At 55.8% G+C, this 15,853-nt stretch carries 17 protein-coding genes; 1 reads left to right on the forward strand and 16 read right to left on the reverse strand.

Annotated features, from left to right (window positions below):
- Positions 1-705 precede the first annotated feature (705 nt).
- Positions 706-1,251 (reverse strand): carboxymuconolactone decarboxylase family protein, encoded by a 546-nt coding sequence (locus BMX68_RS14805; RefSeq protein WP_074862328.1) that lies wholly within the window; start codon positions 1,249-1,251, stop codon positions 706-708.
- 91 nt (positions 1,252-1,342) lie between these two features.
- Positions 1,343-1,879, reverse strand: a complete 537-nt coding sequence (locus BMX68_RS14810; RefSeq protein ID WP_017132913.1) for a carboxymuconolactone decarboxylase family protein — start codon at positions 1,877-1,879, stop codon at positions 1,343-1,345.
- Positions 1,880-2,218: 339 nt separating this feature from the next.
- Between BMX68_RS14810 and BMX68_RS14815 the strand changes: the two genes are divergently transcribed.
- Positions 2,219-3,181 (forward strand): LysR family transcriptional regulator, encoded by a 963-nt coding sequence (locus tag BMX68_RS14815; protein WP_017132914.1) that lies wholly within the window; start codon positions 2,219-2,221, stop codon positions 3,179-3,181.
- 255 nt (positions 3,182-3,436) lie between these two features.
- Here the strand turns inward: BMX68_RS14815 and BMX68_RS14820 are convergent, their stop codons facing one another.
- The 14 genes from BMX68_RS14820 to BMX68_RS14885 all read right to left on the reverse strand — a co-directional run bounded on the left by BMX68_RS14820 (position 3,437) and on the right by BMX68_RS14885 (position 15,850).
- On the reverse strand, positions 3,437-4,348 hold the full coding sequence (locus BMX68_RS14820) for a SphA family protein (RefSeq protein ID WP_051000658.1): 912 nt from the start codon (positions 4,346-4,348) through the stop codon (positions 3,437-3,439).
- Between the two features lie 90 nt (positions 4,349-4,438).
- Positions 4,439-5,500: an NADH:ubiquinone reductase (Na(+)-transporting) subunit F gene (locus BMX68_RS14825; RefSeq protein WP_017132916.1), complete on the reverse strand. Its 1,062-nt coding sequence runs from the start codon at positions 5,498-5,500 to the stop codon at positions 4,439-4,441.
- A gap of 10 nt (positions 5,501-5,510) precedes the next feature.
- Complete coding sequence (locus BMX68_RS14830) at positions 5,511-5,870, reverse strand: phenol hydroxylase subunit P4 (RefSeq protein WP_017132917.1); 360 nt, start codon at positions 5,868-5,870, stop codon at positions 5,511-5,513.
- Between the two features lie 73 nt (positions 5,871-5,943).
- A complete protein-coding gene (locus BMX68_RS14835; protein ID WP_017132918.1) occupies positions 5,944-7,500 on the reverse strand; it encodes an aromatic/alkene/methane monooxygenase hydroxylase/oxygenase subunit alpha in 1,557 nt (518 codons plus the stop codon).
- A 56-nt stretch (positions 7,501-7,556) separates the two neighbouring features.
- The gene (locus BMX68_RS14840; RefSeq protein ID WP_017132919.1) at positions 7,557-7,829 is read right to left on the reverse strand and encodes an MmoB/DmpM family protein; all 273 of its coding nucleotides are present in this window, start codon (positions 7,827-7,829) and stop codon (positions 7,557-7,559) included.
- Entirely contained in the window at positions 7,826-8,821 is a 996-nt protein-coding gene (locus BMX68_RS14845) for an aromatic/alkene monooxygenase hydroxylase subunit beta (protein ID WP_017132920.1), read from the reverse strand. Before BMX68_RS14845 ends, BMX68_RS14840 begins: the two co-directional genes overlap by 4 nt.
- A gap of 44 nt (positions 8,822-8,865) precedes the next feature.
- Positions 8,866-9,120 carry a phenol hydroxylase subunit gene (locus BMX68_RS14850; RefSeq protein WP_017132921.1) on the reverse strand — a complete coding sequence of 85 codons (255 nt, stop codon included), beginning with the start codon at positions 9,118-9,120 and terminating at the stop codon, positions 8,866-8,868.
- A 538-nt stretch (positions 9,121-9,658) separates the two neighbouring features.
- The gene (locus BMX68_RS14855; protein ID WP_026013273.1) at positions 9,659-10,543 is read right to left on the reverse strand and encodes an NAD(P)-dependent oxidoreductase; all 885 of its coding nucleotides are present in this window, start codon (positions 10,541-10,543) and stop codon (positions 9,659-9,661) included.
- Between the two features lie 25 nt (positions 10,544-10,568).
- Positions 10,569-11,963 carry an MmgE/PrpD family protein gene (locus BMX68_RS14860; protein ID WP_017132923.1) on the reverse strand — a complete coding sequence of 465 codons (1,395 nt, stop codon included), beginning with the start codon at positions 11,961-11,963 and terminating at the stop codon, positions 10,569-10,571.
- Between the two features lie 48 nt (positions 11,964-12,011).
- On the reverse strand, positions 12,012-12,791 hold the full coding sequence (locus BMX68_RS14865) for an SDR family oxidoreductase (RefSeq protein ID WP_017132924.1): 780 nt from the start codon (positions 12,789-12,791) through the stop codon (positions 12,012-12,014).
- Positions 12,788-13,636, reverse strand: coding sequence for an N-acyl homoserine lactonase family protein (locus BMX68_RS14870; protein WP_017132925.1), 849 nt, complete (start codon positions 13,634-13,636; stop codon positions 12,788-12,790). The genes BMX68_RS14865 and BMX68_RS14870 overlap by 4 nt, the downstream gene beginning before the upstream one ends.
- Before the next feature lie 93 nt (positions 13,637-13,729).
- Positions 13,730-14,485, reverse strand: a complete 756-nt coding sequence (locus BMX68_RS14875) for a carboxymuconolactone decarboxylase family protein (protein ID WP_017132926.1) — start codon at positions 14,483-14,485, stop codon at positions 13,730-13,732.
- Between the two features lie 67 nt (positions 14,486-14,552).
- Positions 14,553-14,942, reverse strand: coding sequence for a cupin domain-containing protein (locus tag BMX68_RS14880; RefSeq protein WP_017132927.1), 390 nt, complete (start codon positions 14,940-14,942; stop codon positions 14,553-14,555).
- Positions 14,939-15,850 (reverse strand): NAD(P)-dependent oxidoreductase, encoded by a 912-nt coding sequence (locus tag BMX68_RS14885; protein WP_026013275.1) that lies wholly within the window; start codon positions 15,848-15,850, stop codon positions 14,939-14,941. The genes BMX68_RS14880 and BMX68_RS14885 overlap by 4 nt, the downstream gene beginning before the upstream one ends.
- Between the last annotated feature and the right edge of the window lie 3 nt (positions 15,851-15,853).

Raw genomic sequence — 15,853 nt, forward strand, 5'->3', positions numbered from 1 at the left:
AGTTGAACGGTTGGCTCAGGCCCTCGGTGCCCTGAAAGGTGAGGACGTCGAGCAAGGCGTCAACCCCGTAAACGCTGAGTGTGTGCCGGCTATGGTCGAAGATCGGGCGCGGTGGGTTGAGCATGTTCAGGCCTCCAGGGCGAAGGGGTCAGTGAGAAGCCAAGAAAGTAATATCTTGCTTATCGCCATCGACCTGGGTCGGCGCCCGCCATTTGAGGCGTGATGCCCGGTGTCTGGATTTACCGGGATTGAAGACGTTGAAATATGCGAATGAAGTTTGTGCCATGGGCCTACTTCCTTGTTCTGGGTGTCTCGGCGTAGGTTGCCGAAGACGAAATTTTTATTGTTGTTTTTTGCCCGACTAAGGCAGGCTTGGGCGCGCTGGCAGGGCAACTCAAAGCGCAATAAATCCGCGCCATGCCGAGTCAGGCAAATTTAAATTGAGGTAGACGCTAACAAAGCAGAAAAGGAATGACTGTAAGATCCATCCCAAAAACAATTCGGAATGTTCCCCAAAGTCTCTCAACAAGGCTGGCTGGAAGCATTCTGGGATTGTCGCCCGTAAGCGCTACGCAGGAGCGGAGGGAAGCCTGCCGAGCGTTGCGCGCCTTGAGGCCGGCTCAAATAAGCTTGATCGGATCTTCACAGATGATAAATTTCATCTATGTACATGAGATAGTTAGATTGAGCTAATTCCGACTCGTGTCAGTTCGGGCCCAACACATCCACCTTGGGAAAATCAATCTTTGTATCGAAGACATTATTGATGTAGTTGGTAAACATATATTGAACACTTAAACCGATAATATTCAATATTTCCTCATCGCTGAAGCCTGCTTCGCGAATGAGTATGAGTTCTGCTTCGGTAACGTGCCCACGCGTGGTGACAAGTTGTTTGACAAACCGCCCCACTGCCGCCATTTTTCGGTCGTTGGACATACCTCGTCGGGCAAGCAATAAATCACTCGGGTACATTTTTCCAAAATTCATACCCATATAGGTATGTGTCGCCAGGCAATACAGGCATGTATTTACCTCAGACACCGCGAGCGCTACATGGGCGCGAAGCCTCGCATCGAAGCTGTCGTCCAGCGACTGCTGCATTTTGTCCAAGGCTGTAAGCGTGCTGGGTGAGAGTGATGTCAAACGCAATACATTAGGTACAAACCCCAGTTTTTTGTAAACAGTATCAAACGTAGGACGCACTTCCTCCTTGGCGCTGTCTCGTGTGGGAATTATAGTGCGGGTCATGACTGCACCTCAATAGGATGTTTGGCAGTAACGGTTCAAGAGCGGTGTACTGACACTATCGCAGCTACGCCTTAAATGATTCATAAAACGCTTAGGCCAACGTATCCGTCGGAAAATCAATGTCGGTATCGAATACGTTATTGATGTAATTAGTAAAGCTGAATTGTATTACCAGGCCAATGACTTCGATAATTTCCGCATCGGAGTATCCTGCCTTTCGTACACGATCAATCTCGTCCTCACTGACGTGACCGCGCATTTCCGCAACTTTTGCAGCGAACTGAATAATAGTCTGAATTTTCGGATTGCTCGATTGCCCCTTTCGTGCAAGCGCCATTTCTTCCGGACTGTCTTTCGCCAGGTTTAGTCCAACAAAGGTATGAGCAGCTACACAGTAATGACACCTGTTGACCTCTGAAACAACAAGTGCGATTCGCTCACGTGTCTTCAAATCCAATGCTTTCATCAACGGAGTTTGCATTCCCACCAACGCCGCGAGGGTTTTCGGACTCATTGCAGTGAGCCGATACAGATTGGGGAAAAAACCAAGGCGCTTTCCTATCGCATCCAAGGCTGCGTGCGTTTCTGGCGGTGTGTTTTCCCGGCTCGGAATTTCGACGCGTGACATGTTTTTCCACCTGTAAGAGATATGTATTGTCGGTTCAGTCTATCGACTTGAGAGCGCAGTGATAACCAGAAAATTTCAAGAAGAACCATTTCAAAAAATGAGAACAGAAGTCAATTGACGAGAGTGACGTGTACCACGCACCATAGCAGCCAGGCACCACCATTCACGCTAAAAATCAACCGTATAATTAAACAAAGAAAACCCTCAAAAATGCCTGAATCAAGACACATGATTATCCCGTATTTTGCATAGCCGGAACCACACCTTTACCTGCGCAAAAGTGACTGGTAGGTTATCAATCAGTGCCAAAATGCGTGCTTTTCTGAGAGGATTAACAAAATGGATCGTCTTGAAGCGATGGCCATCCTGGTAGCTACAGTGGAAGCCGGGAGCTTTTCTGCTGCAAGTCGCAAGCTCTCCGTTCCGCTGCCAACCGTCAGTCGAAAACTCGCGGCTTTAGAGGAGCATTTGGGGGTTCGGCTATTGATGCGTTCTACTCGTAGCTTGACGCTGACTGAAGCAGGATTGACCTATCTTCAATCTTGTAAGCAAATTCTCGATCAGGTGACCGAAGCAGAGCGCTCTGCCTCCGGTGAATACACGACACCTCGAGGTGAGTTGGTTGTAACTGCACCTGTCGTCTTTGGACGCCTTCATCTCCTACCCATCATTAACGATTTCTTGGCCTCGTTTCCGCAAATTAATATCCGATTGATATTATCCGACAAGACGATGCATCTTGTGGATGATCATATCGACGCCGCTGTACGAGTCGGTAGATTACCGGATAGCGGCATGATGGCCACCCAGGTTGGAACTGTCTGTCGGGTGGTTTGCGCGAGCCCGGAATACCTGGCCAGCCACGGAAAGCCCACGCATCCTAATGATCTCATAGAGCATTCATGCGTCAATTTCGAAGGATTGCCTTCAGGTGCTTTGTGGACTTTCGCGCCTGCTGCAACGCCGGCAAATATACTGACTGTAATGGTGAAACCTCGCCTTTCAGTCAACACCGCTGAAGCCGCTATTGATGCTGCCATTGCGAATGTGGGGCTAACTCATGTTTTGTCATATCAGATTTCCCATGCGGTCGAACAACAAAAATTGCGCTTAGTCCTTCGTGAATTCGAACCCACGCCTATACCCGTTCATTTAGTTCACGCCGGTCAAATACCATTACCGGTAAAAACTCGCAGCTTTTTTGACTTCGTTGTACCGCGCTTAAGGTCAGTCTTGCTCGGCGATAAAGATAGATTGCGAGCAGGAATGAATACCCTTGTACCCGAATACCCAGACTTATAATTATTCAAGTGTCGACAACCAATGACTCCAATATAGAATATGCCCCCTATCAGGTCATGCTTCCTTTTATACAGTCGGGTACCTGTAAGAGTTGAAAACTCTGAATATCCCACCGTATAAGCTTCCCTATCCGATTTGGCTAGGCACTCTTGGAAAAAAACTTTTTAGAGATTTCTCACACCAATGCAGATGATAATAACAAGGGCACTAACAGCGCATTCCGCCAGCGAGCGCCCTTATCAATCGAACGACTCTTTAAAAAGGAATTGACAATTTCAACCAATAGGCATCGCCTTCCGCCCTATTTCGCACTTGAGATTCTTTCTGCCATTTGGCTGTCAGAAACCATCCTTTATTACTCATGTATTTCACGGAAGGACCGATTGCGAATGCCCTGCCCTTATTGTCTTTTATACGATCACCATGCTGCCGATCGTCCGTGGTTTGATGATAAATGTAACCGCCTACACCCACCACCCAACCATTACCGAGCCCCCAACCTACCGCATAGTCTGTGTGCAATTCCTGGCCCGAGCGATAATCGGTATCTTTATTGCGCAGGTTGAAGTCATACATCGTTTTGGCATCTATGTTCAGTCCGTTCGGGTCGACGTAAGACACCGCTAGAACAGGTTCGATCACCCAATAATTACGCCCGATGTTGGCCAAATCATTCTTGTCGTATTCACCCGTGGGGGCGATAAAGTCCAAGGCCAGAATGCTGTGCAGTTTTTCACTGTGATGGAAACCAAGTGCGGGACCAAAGAACACATCGGCCAAACCTTGTTTGGTTTGTGATTGGCCATTGATCTTTACTTTCAAATCAGCCGCCGGAATGATCGTGTGAAAAGCCAGGTTCCCTCCGAACACTTGCTGCTCGGTTACCCAGATCATCCGCAGCGCAATGACATTGGCCCGCACGTTGAAATCAATCGGCACCTTATTACCACGGTTGTCTCGCAGTGAGTCAGCCTCGTAGTGATTGGCGAAAAACTGCGAATAGATGCCCGGCGGCGGTAACGCCCCTGACATATAGTTTTCAGAGCCCATGGGGTAGGAGGATCCGCCGGTCTCGGTGGCCTCTACCCCAATGCTGGTGGCAGCTAACAAGCTCAAAACGGCATTATACAGATGACGAACGTGAGCTGATTTTGTTAACGCTTTCATAGTCGATGATCTTTTGTTGTTTTTATAGTCAGCCGAGCACTTGCTGATCGTTGTGAGATCAGCAAAGTGGGCATCTTTACTACGGTGAAATCAGATTTTTTTGAACAGCGCCGACCTTGTACTTTCGCTAGCGCCATCCGCCGCGCTATAGAAACGCTCCATGAAAATGTCCCGCTCGAACAACCGCCCCTGCATCAGGCAGGTGATGGCCGAATCAATCATCACAGGCGGTCCGCACAGATAAGCCTTGCGGCTGCTGAAACGGCCTTCGAAATACTGCTTCGCGGCGTCATGCACATACCCCTTGAATCCTTGCCACTCCGGATCATCCGCTGCCTGGCTCAGAGCAGGCACATAGATGAAGTTGTCATGGGCACGCGCCAACGCCTCAAACAGCTCGCGGTTATAGAGCTCAGCTCGATTGCGCGCGCCTTGGAACAGCACAATCTGGCGACTGTCACCGGACTCCAAAAGATCGAGAATCATCGACTGAGGACTCGACAAACCCGAGCCGCCGGCGATGAAAATCAAATCGCCGCTTTGTGAGGTACGCACAAAAAACTGGCCGTAGGGACCGGACAATTCCACCGCGTCGCCCACTTGAAGTTCATCATGAATCATGGTCGTGGCCAGGCCACCGTCTACACGGCGCACATGCAGTTCCACTTCATCCGCACGGCTGGGCGTGTTGGCCAGGGAAAATGCTCGCGTCCCTTCAATTCCCGGTAGTTGCAGGTTGATGTACTGACCGGCCTGAAATGCCATGGGTCGGTCGAGCTTCAGGTGGACGCCTTTGATGGTGGGCGACAGGTCGACAAGCTGGGTGACAACAGCTTGATAGTCCTCGACAGGGTGCCCGAGAAAGTCCGGATCAGCGTCGATATCCGCTTCGATCACCATATCGCTCAGAGGCATTGCACAACAGGCGAGAATCTTGCCTTCATCCCTCTCCATATCCATCAAGGCGAATGACGAAGCCGCCCCCACATCCGCATCACCTTCGAGCACCTGAACCTTACAGGTGGCGCAGGTACCGTGGCCACAGGCGAATGGCAGCCAAACACCCTGGCGCAATGCCGCCTGCAGGATGGTCTGGCCCTCCTCTACCTCGATTTGCTCGCCGGTGGGCTCGATGGTTACTTGGTAGCTCATTACCGGTTCCTCAGTTGAAAGTGCCGGCAATGCCGTTCAAGCCTGGTGTATTCATATGCAACAGACTTTTATGGTCTATGCCGTTATCGATCAGGCTGGCCGCGTAGTCCGGGGTGAAGGGCTGATCGTTCAATCGCCACAGCACTTGGCTAAAGTCGACGCGAGAGGCGTCCGGATGTTGCGAAATAGACGCTTTTACAACCTGGTCGACGAACGCTCCGAATGGCATGCTCGGTGGTAGCGGAAAGGTAAAGGGCGCGCAAAACATCAGGTGCTTTTCCCAGCACAGGTAGACGAGTTGCAGGCCATTGAAGTTGCTCTGGCTATCCAGAGGTTGGGCGCTATAGGTACCAATGGCAGTCACGGGCATGATTTTGTCCTTTTTCTTGTCAGATAATTTGCAAGCGGGCGCGGACACCCGCTTCTTCGTTCAGCCTCTGACCTCAACCGGTCTTGCGCAGCGTCGGGTCAGCCGGCGTAGCCGGCGCGCTGTTGCGATCATTCGGGTGCCAGTCCTGCCAACGCCGATGCTCGGTGGAGCCCAGGTATTCGAAGTTGTCTTGGCCCGGCTCGATGTTGTAGTACTCACTGACAATCGTCTCGACATCCGCACCGCCGCAGTTGCCCTGGAGAATCTGGTGCACGGGCAGCCAGGCCTGGATGTACTTCGTGGGTTCGTACTCAAAAATGTCGCAGCACCCCTGAGAGCAGAAGTGATAACGCTCGCCCTCGTGCTCAGCGCTGCGATGACTCAAGGTTGTCGACTCGTCGGGCTCAGTGAACGACAGCGGGATCTGACAGATCTGGCAGAGCATCGGCAGCGTCGGGTTGTAGAAACGCTCACCCTTTTCTTGCAGCGCACGCCAGTGTTCGAAGCGTGGCCGGTAGATTTTGTCGAAGGTGTCTGGATACTTGGAAGACAACCAATCCAACTCCTCGTCGGTCGGCATCCAGGTGTGGAAGTTGGTGGCCTGGCTGTACTGGTAGAAGATCGACCACGCCTGATGGCTGATGTGATCCTTACCAATGTTGGCTTCTTCGACATGCTTTGGCGGACGGATGCCATAACGCTCCAGATCCTTGAACAGCGCACCGCCGGCCTCTTCGAAGTACACACCCCAAGCTTCGGACCAAGACATGACTTTGTTGGGCAGCATGTAGTCCATCATCATGCCGACCAGGGTCAACAGGCGGTAACCGCGCCAGAACCACTTGTCGATCCACCGCTGGATGATCGGCACGTTGTCCTCATGCTGTTCCAGCAAGAACTTGATCACTTCAAGACCGAGGGTCATATGGCGGGCTTCGTCGGACTGTGCCGAGAAACCGAAGGTGACCGTGGCCATGTCGCCGTTGAACGCAGCACCCGACATGAAGGGTACGAACAACAGGTTGGTCAGCACGTATTCGAAGGAGAACGAAATCGCTGTGAGGAACTCGAACGGGCCGGCCGTGCGCGCGTCTTCGAAGAACGACTTGGGCACCGAGAGGAACCAGACACGGTCATGCATATGGGCAAAATCATGCAAGCCATTGAAGTGTTTGTTGTAGTGACTCATGGCATGAATCTGCGTCTGCACGTGACGCAGTTCGTCGATAGCCTGCATCTGACAAGCGATGCGCGCACCGGCGCCGCTGAATTGCCTCCCGACCCGGGCGAAACCTTGATAGGCCTGGTATTCCAATGGCGTTACGCCCGACAGGAACAGCTTCAGCGCGTTGACATAACGGGCGTCCGAGAGGGTGGTATGGCCGTTGTTTTGCGAGAATGCATCGAATATCGCGTAGAGCTTTTTCTCTTTTTCAGCCTGGTATTTCCAATAGGTATCCATGGTCAGACGAAACGGGTCTTCCCACTTGTCCCAGTCAGTAATCTTGATCCCTTCGAAACGCTCGTGTGGATAGATGTCCTCGTGGGTCTGGTAGCTCGGCTCCCAGTCCAGGTCACGAGTCATGCAGCGATACTTTTCTTTGGCATTGAGGCGTTTTTTCACGGCCATGATGATTCTCCGGAATTCTTGTTATCGATCAAACGCGCACGGCAGGCTGATGGCGCTCAGCTGTTCCAGTGCAGGGAAAAACTGTCGTCTTCTTCCTCGACGTTGCCGCCCAGGGTGATCACGTACATCAGCATTTCCTGGATGTCCCACGGGCTGCCGGTGATCTGTTCCACGGTTTCGCGACGAATGTCCAGGCGTCCCGGCGCCTCGATGCGAATCATCGAAGGCTGATGCTGGATGTCGGCGTGTGGATTGTCTGTCCTGATGGCTTCGACGATTGAACGCGCGTAATCAGTGTCTTGCAGGTTGATGTAAACGAGGGAGGTCATGGGTTCACTCCGGTCAAGCCGATTTTTTTCAGTCGGGTGGCGAACTCGCCGCACACCGCATCCAACGCGGACTCATTCAGGCCAAGACCGGCCAGTGGGCGCAACGCCTCGACGGAACGCTGGCTCCAGCGGTCGATCCAGCTTTCCACCAGGGCCTTGTTTGCGGCGCTCTCGTTGATCACTGTCTTGAGCAGCGCATCGACCCAACGTTGGCTCTCGGCGAACCACAGGCGCATGAACTCAGTCAGCATGCCGACCTGACCGGCGCCGTTAGCGCTCAGTTGCTCGTCGAGTTTGTTGAACAACAGCGGATACACCAGGCCATCGCTGACCACATTTTGCGCCACGGTCAATTCGAACCAGTCACGTATGACCAAGGTGTCTTCGACGTAGCGACGCATTCCCTGCCAGGCAGAATCGTTCAGCCACAGCTGCTTGGCTTGAGCGAGAATCTGCACATCGCCGCCATCGAGCATCAGCCCTATGCGCGAGAGATATTGAGCAATGCCTAGCCGGTCCATGGCTTGGAACATGTGCATCTGAGTGACGCTGGTGCCGAAGCCGTCGGCGGCAATATTGCTGTTGTTCATGTTCGCACCCAACTCCGCATGACGAAGAGGCAGCAACAGCGTACTGATCAACTGGATATTTTCAGCCGACAAGCCACCGAGCATGTCGCGCTTCTCACAGAAAGAGTAATCGTGCTCGGCGTTCTCCTGCATCTTGGCTCGTGCCTGGACATAGGCGCCGTAGTAATACTGACGTGGATCGCTGACCGCGTACCAGTCGGCCATGACCACGGCGGTACGCGTGGCATCGTTAAGCAATTTGTCGGGCTGCCAGAGCGGCCGATAATGGAAGTTGGTCGCTGATTCGATATCGAAGCTGGCTTCCTGATAACGGCTGGCAACTTTGTCGCCAAACCGGCGGCGAGTGTGGCTGAACGTGTTGCGGATCGTCTCGACGGTCGTCGTCTTGATCTCGACACTCATGGAGTGATCTCCTGTAGTTGTTGTTTTATGCAGGGAAGGACGGCTTATTCAGCGTCGCGGCTTTCGCCGTAACGCCACTTTTTTGCATCGGCGTCTAGGGCGTCGGACATTTGCGCGTCCATGTGTTGCACATGGTTGCTCTCGCAAAACTGCTTGAACGCGTGATGCGGAAGCACCAGCTCGACAAACAACTCCGGGTAGCCGATGGCAAAGTCGAATTCGACAAAGGCATCTTCCGGCTTGCTGCGCACACGCACGTAGCGCGGCATTTGATCGAAGGTGCTACCAGGTTGGTTCATGCTCAGGCACTCCCTATTGTTATGAAGGAGTACGGAGCAACAACGATGCCAGCCCCCCGGGGGAGTGCTAAATAAAAAATAAAAGCCTTAATAAACATAGCAATAGCGAAACACTGATAAGCCACCCTCAATGCCAAGGGTTATCCTCGAAGGGAGACCGATAGTGTCGAATTTATCATTTGGTCAATGTCAATCGCCTCGATTCGAGCAAATAGACAAGCGGCGCTCGTAGTGCCGAGTTCTGTCAGGTCGAGAATAGAAGGATGAGTTCAGGAAACGTTCGAAAGGAGTGCCAAGCTGGCGTCGATGCAGATCACCGACGACACTCAACTAATTGATATTGTTCGGCGAAGGAAGGTTTCGAATCAGGCACTCCGGGATTTTGGTGCAATGCCCCACCATCGTCCCGCAGTGCTTCGTCGAATCGAGCATGGCACTACATGAAGCTATAGGTGTAGTTGAGGATCAACCGGGGCTGATCCCGATCGGCGACACGTGTGCCGCCGTCATGATGTTACGGATTTGCTGATGTTTTTTTCTACAGCCCCGCCCACGCCTCGATGTCGAGCACCAGCTCGGTCAGATCGCGTTGGCCGCCGTCTTGCAGCGCCGCGACATTCCACATCTGGCGCAGGCTGCTGCCTACCCACATCGGCACACCCAGCGCCTGACACTCATCGACCGCCAGGCCGATGTCCTTGCAGACACTGCCAATGGGAAAACCAAAATCGAAGGTGCGCGGCAGTACGTGTTTGGGGAATTTATCCAGAGTCGCACCGTTCTTGCCGCTGCCGGCATTAATCACCGACATCATCACTTGCGGATCGAGCCCACCTTTCACCCCGGCGACGAAAGCCTCGGCGGTGATCGCGAACGCAGTGGTCGAGAGCATGTTGTTGAGCAGTTTGAGTAGCTGCCCTTGTCCAGCCTGCTCGCCCACCACGAACACCTTGCCGAACACATCGAACAGCTCGCGCACCTCGGCGATGACGCCAGGCTTGCCCGCGACCATCATCGCCAGCGTGCCTTTCTGTGCTCCGGCGGCGCCGCCGCTGACCGGTGCATCGACGGTTTCGATACCTCGGGCGCAAAGGCCTGCCGCGACTTCCTGTTCAGCGCGAGAGCCGACCGTCGACAGGTCGATCAGAATCCGCACCGCAGCGCCGTCGACGATACCGTTGGCGCCTAGGGCCACGGCTTTGAAAATCGCCGGATTGGGCAAACTGGTGAAGATGATTTCAGCGCTGTCGGCGACCTCCCGGACGCTGTGGGCAACCCGTGCGCCCAGCGCCGCCAATTCATCCAGTGCTTTGGCATCGGTGTCGAAGATCACCAACTGATGGCCCTGCTCGATCAAACGTCGCGCCATTGGCCGGCCCATGACACCTACGCCAATAAATCCAAGTAATCTGTCGTTCGTCATGTCAGCTCCTGAAAATTGGAAACCGTTACGCCGCATCGCCGGCGGCGGCGAGTTGCATCACGACACTCGCATCGGCCGCCTGATCCAATGACCACAACGCATCGATCAGTGGCTGGGCCGCACAGCCTGAACGACCGTAGTCGGCGAGTTCGCGCAGTTTGCGTTCCAGGTCCAGGTCGCTGAGCGGCGCGGCCAGGCTGCCCCGGCAAACGGAGACTTGGCGACAGCGGGTCTGGCCCGATTGCAGAAAGATCCGCACCTGCGCCGCCTCCACCGCATAGTCGGCATCATCGATAAACACCAGCTTGGGATACAGTGCTCGCAGTGCTGGCTCGGCCACCGCCGTATCGCCAAATTGCGCGAGGCTCGCCGCCCCCGTCGACAAGACAACGGCGACCGCATGCTGGGCACTGACCTGTGATTCACGCCCACTGCGGATGTCTGGACGGTCAGTGCGTTGGCGCAGCAGCGGGTGGCCGGTCAGCTCGACGCGCACCACTTCGTCCATCGTCCATGCCCGGTCTTGATAAAGCCCCAGACAGGCCTCGATCACCGGGTTCAACACCACACCGCAGGGGTAAGGTTTGTAGGTGTTGGCCAACAATGCCCAGCGCGCGCCCAAACCCTCGCTGATCTGCAGAAAATCCGGGCGTTCGCCCATCACCCGCAGAAAGCCGCGCTCACCTTCGATCGGGTGCTCGGGACCGGCAAAACCCGTCTGGGCCAGCAGCGCGGACAACAAGCCGTTACGTGCGGCGTTACCCACGCCGAGGCTTTTTGAGGCACTGCCCAGGGTTTCCACCAAACCTGACGACTGCGCACTGGCATTCCCCAAGGCCCATAGGTGTTGCTGCGCGTTCAGGCCAAGCAGTTTTGCCGACGCCGCCGCCGCGCCGAAAACACCGCAGGTGGAGGTGATGTGCCAACCACGCCGGTAGTGATCCGGAAAAATCGCCATGCCCAATCGACATGCAACTTCGACCCCCAGCACAAACGCCAACAGCAGTTGTTCACCGCTGAACCGCGACGTCCCGGCCAATGCGAACAGCGCTGCCGCCACCGGTGCGGTCGGGTGAATGATCGTCGGAATATGGGTGTCGTCGAAATCGTAGACATTCGCGCTCATCGCATTCAACGAGGCGGCATTGAGCAGGTCCATCCGCTCGGTGCGCCCGACCAACTGCGCTTGCTGTCCCGAGGAAAAGCGCTGGAACAGCGAGATTGCCTTGGCGACATCAGGGTCGCCGCACCCCGCCAGACAGACCGCAAAATAATTCACCAGCGCCCGCTTGGCCTCATATTGCACGGCTGGTGGAATATCCTTCCACCGAGTACGCTCGATGAAGCCGGCCAGTTGTCGCGTCAACGGTGGCGTCGGTATGGCGCGATCAATGTCGGGGCGAACGTCGCCTCTGGTCATGCTTGTCTCCTTCAATGGTGTCCCGGCTTTTCGCTGTTTTCGTGGAACTCAACTGGCCAGCCAGCCGTCGTCCACCGGCAAGGTGGCACCGGTGATGTGGGTGCCCGAGGCGCTGCACAGAAACACCACCAGGTCCGCCACATGCGCAGCATCGATAAACCGCCCGGTGCCCTGTTTGCCCCGTAGGAACTCGCGGGTCGCCGTGTCGCGGTCCAGTTGCTGGTGCGCCATCAATGCCGTGAGACGGCTTTCAATGTTGTCTGTCAGTACCGAACCCGGGCACACCGCGTTGCAGGTAATGCCCTGTCCCTGGGTTTCCACCGCCACCGCGCGGGTCAGGCCGAGCAAGGCCGTTTTGGTGGTGACGTAATCGATACGGTTGGCGATGGCGCGTGAGCCATAGGCGGATGACATATTGAAAATCCGCCCCCAGCCCTGAGCACGCATGCCCGGCAAGCACAACTGGATGGCGCGAAAGGCGGCGGTGAGATTGACTGCCAGCGCCTGATCCCAACGTTCGCCCGGAAAATCCTCAAGGGGCGAAAAGTGCCGGACCACGGCGTTATTGATCAACACGTCAATGCCTCCCATCTGCGTCTGCGCGGTGTTTATCAGCGCCTCGATGGCGCCGGATTCCGTCAGGTCGGCAGAGACGTAACAAGCCGCTACGCCATGCGCTTGTGCCAAGGCCTGGCAGGTCGGCGTCATGTTCTGCGGCGACTCCAGACCGTGCAGCACCAGGTTGCAACCGGCACCGGCCAAGCCCTGGGCCATCGCCAGGCCGAGCCCACTCGATGAACCGGTGATCAGCGCCGTTTTACCTTTCATGCCGACATCCTGGGTGAGCCGATACGGACCGCGAATGAAGGGTCGCTCGGATCCACCGGGGCAAAGCGATGCATAACGTCCGGGTCATGGCCGGGGATAACCACGGCGTCGGGTTGTTCCTTTTGCCATTGGCGGATTTGTGCATAACCTTGATACATGGCGGCCAGGCTATCGAGCACGGCGAAAGGACGGTCCTGCTCCAGTTCTTCGTAGTAGTGAATGGCGTCCGAGGCGAGGATCACCGGCCCTTCGGGCATCTGCACCACAACGGCCAGTTGGCCTGGAGTATGACCGCCGACTTCGTAGAGCTCGATCCCTGGGATCAAGGTGTTGCGAGGCCCGTCGAGCAAGGTGATCCGGCCCGCGTCGGCCAGTGCCTGGATGCGCTGGATATCCAGCGGGTCGATATGGTGAGCGTACTGAGGGCGCTGGCTCATGTCCGACGCCCAGAAGTCGAACTCATTGCGCGACATGACGATTTTCGCGTTGGGGTACAGGCCCAGATTGCCGGCGTGATCGTAGTGCGCGTGGGTCAACACCAACAGCTTGACCTCTGCCGGGTCGATCCCCAGGCGAGCCAAGGCATCGGCCGGTGCGACCAGCGGTTGACGGCGCCGGGCGATGGCGGCTTCGGGGCTGAAGCCGGTGTCGATGACAATGGTCTGTTCGGCGTTGCGAAAGATCCAGAAGAAGTAATCCATGGTGATTTCGCTATCCGGCTCTCTGTAGGCGCGGAAGTTGTAATAGCACTCGCTCTTGGTCGTTTGCCGAGTGCCGTAACGCACGATGATCACTTCAGGATTGATCCAGTCGGGTTTCACGGCCACCGCTGATGGGGTGTTCATATCTGACTCCTCAAGACAAGAATGCAAGTGCGTGGGTCAAGCCATGACACCAGGGCACTGTGCTTTTATTTTTATAAGGGGGCGTAGGGGTTGCTAGCGCGCATCACCCAGCGCCTGCTCAAGCATCGGCGCCGCCAGCAGCGCACCGTGAATGCCGATGACACTGACGATCTCCAGCATCTCCATGATTTCCTCGGTCGTCGCGCCATAGCGCAACGCGTTTCGCATGTGCAACTTGAGGCCCGGCACATACAAGTGCGTGGCAGCCGCATCGAAGGCGCAGTAGATCAGCTCCTTGATTTTTGCTGGCAGCACACCGGTGCGCCAGGGCACCGAGGAAAATTCGACGTAGGCTTCGAACAGCTCTGGATCGAGTTCCAGCAAACCTTCCCAGGACGAATGCCAATAGCCACGGTTTTTCACGAAACTGTCCTTGAGCGCTTCACGCCGGGCATCCAGCACCGCCGGGCCATTACGCAGCCCTTCCTCCGCCAGCACCTCCAACAGCACCGGCACGCCGACGTTCGAAGCATGGATACCGACGGTGCTGATCAACTCCAGCACCTCCATCAACTCCTCAGCGCTGGCGCCATGTTTGATCGCCGCGCGCAGATGTTCCTGAACGCCCGGCGCATACAGATGGGTAGCATTGGCACTGGCCGCAATGGCAATGAAGGACTTGACCTTGTTCTCCAGATGATTTTTTCTCCACGGGACAGCGGCAAACCCCGAGTACGCTTCGAGAAAACCGGCATCCAGACGCAAAATGCTCTCCCAGGCCGGGCTCCAAATACCGCCCGCCTCAATGAAAGCCTGTTTTACCTGCTGCTGTTTTTGCGTAAGCATCATCGTCCCTCCTTCATCAAGGTATCCTGGCGAACGGCACTGCCCGCCGGGATACCGGGCTATTGACCGATCACCGTGCTGCCTGCAAATAGTCCTCGTCCGAGACGGCTTCCTGCCAGACGGTTTTGCCGATCGAGGTCGCCAGATGAACCATGAAGTGGCTGGTGTCGGCGCCGTGCCAATGGCGCTCGTGCGGACCGATCCACACCGTGTCGCCCTGGCGAATGACTTCCGGCTCGCGGCCTTCGACGCAGATCCAGCCGCTGCCGGCGCTGACGTAGAGCACCTGGCCCTGCTCATGGCTGTGCCAGAACGTGCGCGCACCCGGGGTGAACGACACGTTGTTGATCGTCACGCCATCGGTGGTGGGCATCACCGGATCGGCCCAGACCACCCCGGTGAATGTCGACGAGCGTTGCTCTGAAACCGCGCCATGGGCGTTACCGTGAATAACCTTCATGCCTTGCCTCCTGATGATGGTTCGTGAAGCCGGATGCCACCGGACATGTCGCCAATGGCATCCACGACTTTGTTGCTGATTTGATCGCCGTAACCCAGGGCCACCTGCAGGCCGAAGCTGGCCAGCGGCCCGGACGCGTTGAGTGACGCGACGCCGAGTTCACGGGCGCGTTCGATGTAGAGCACGACGTCCTTGCTCATCAACTTGCCGGTAAGCCCGCCTTCCAGGTAGTTGCCATCGACGATGTAGGGAAAGCGGCTCTGGGTGGCGAAGTTGACACCGCTGCTGCTGTTGAGCACATCCAGCAGGCGGTGAAGGTCAAGCCCGGCTTTCTTACCCGCGATCATCACCTCGGCGGTGGCTGCCAGGCTGACCGCATTGAGGAAGTTGTTGAGCAGCTTGGTGGTGTGCCCGGCGCCGCTTTCGCCCATGTTGAACACCTGGCTGGCAATGGGTTCGAACACCCAGCCCAGCGACTCGATTGTCGCAACGTCACCGCCCACCATCAGCGTCAACGTGCCTTTTTGCGCGGCAGCGGCGCCACCGGAAATACCGGCATCGATGTACTGCACGCCGCGTTTGGCGAACAGGCCATTCAAGCGGATGGTCGAACTGGCGGCAGCGGTACTCAGGTCGACGATCGTCTGCCCTTTACGGCAATGCCGCAGAAGGCCGTCGATGCCCTCCACGACCGCCTCAACCACTTTGCTGTCCGGCAACGACAACAGGATGATGTCGGCCTTGTCCGCCACCTCGTGGATGGAGCCTGCCAGTTGCGCACCGGCAACACGCACTCGCTGCGGGTCGGTGTCGTAACCGAGTACCGTCAAACCCGAGTCGACCAGGCAGCGGGTCATCCGGCCGCCCATGTTGCCGAGTCCGACAAAGCCTATTGTTCTGTTGTTCACGGC

This window comes from Pseudomonas agarici (assembly GCF_900109755.1).
GTDB lineage: Bacteria > Pseudomonadota > Gammaproteobacteria > Pseudomonadales > Pseudomonadaceae > Aquipseudomonas > Aquipseudomonas agarici.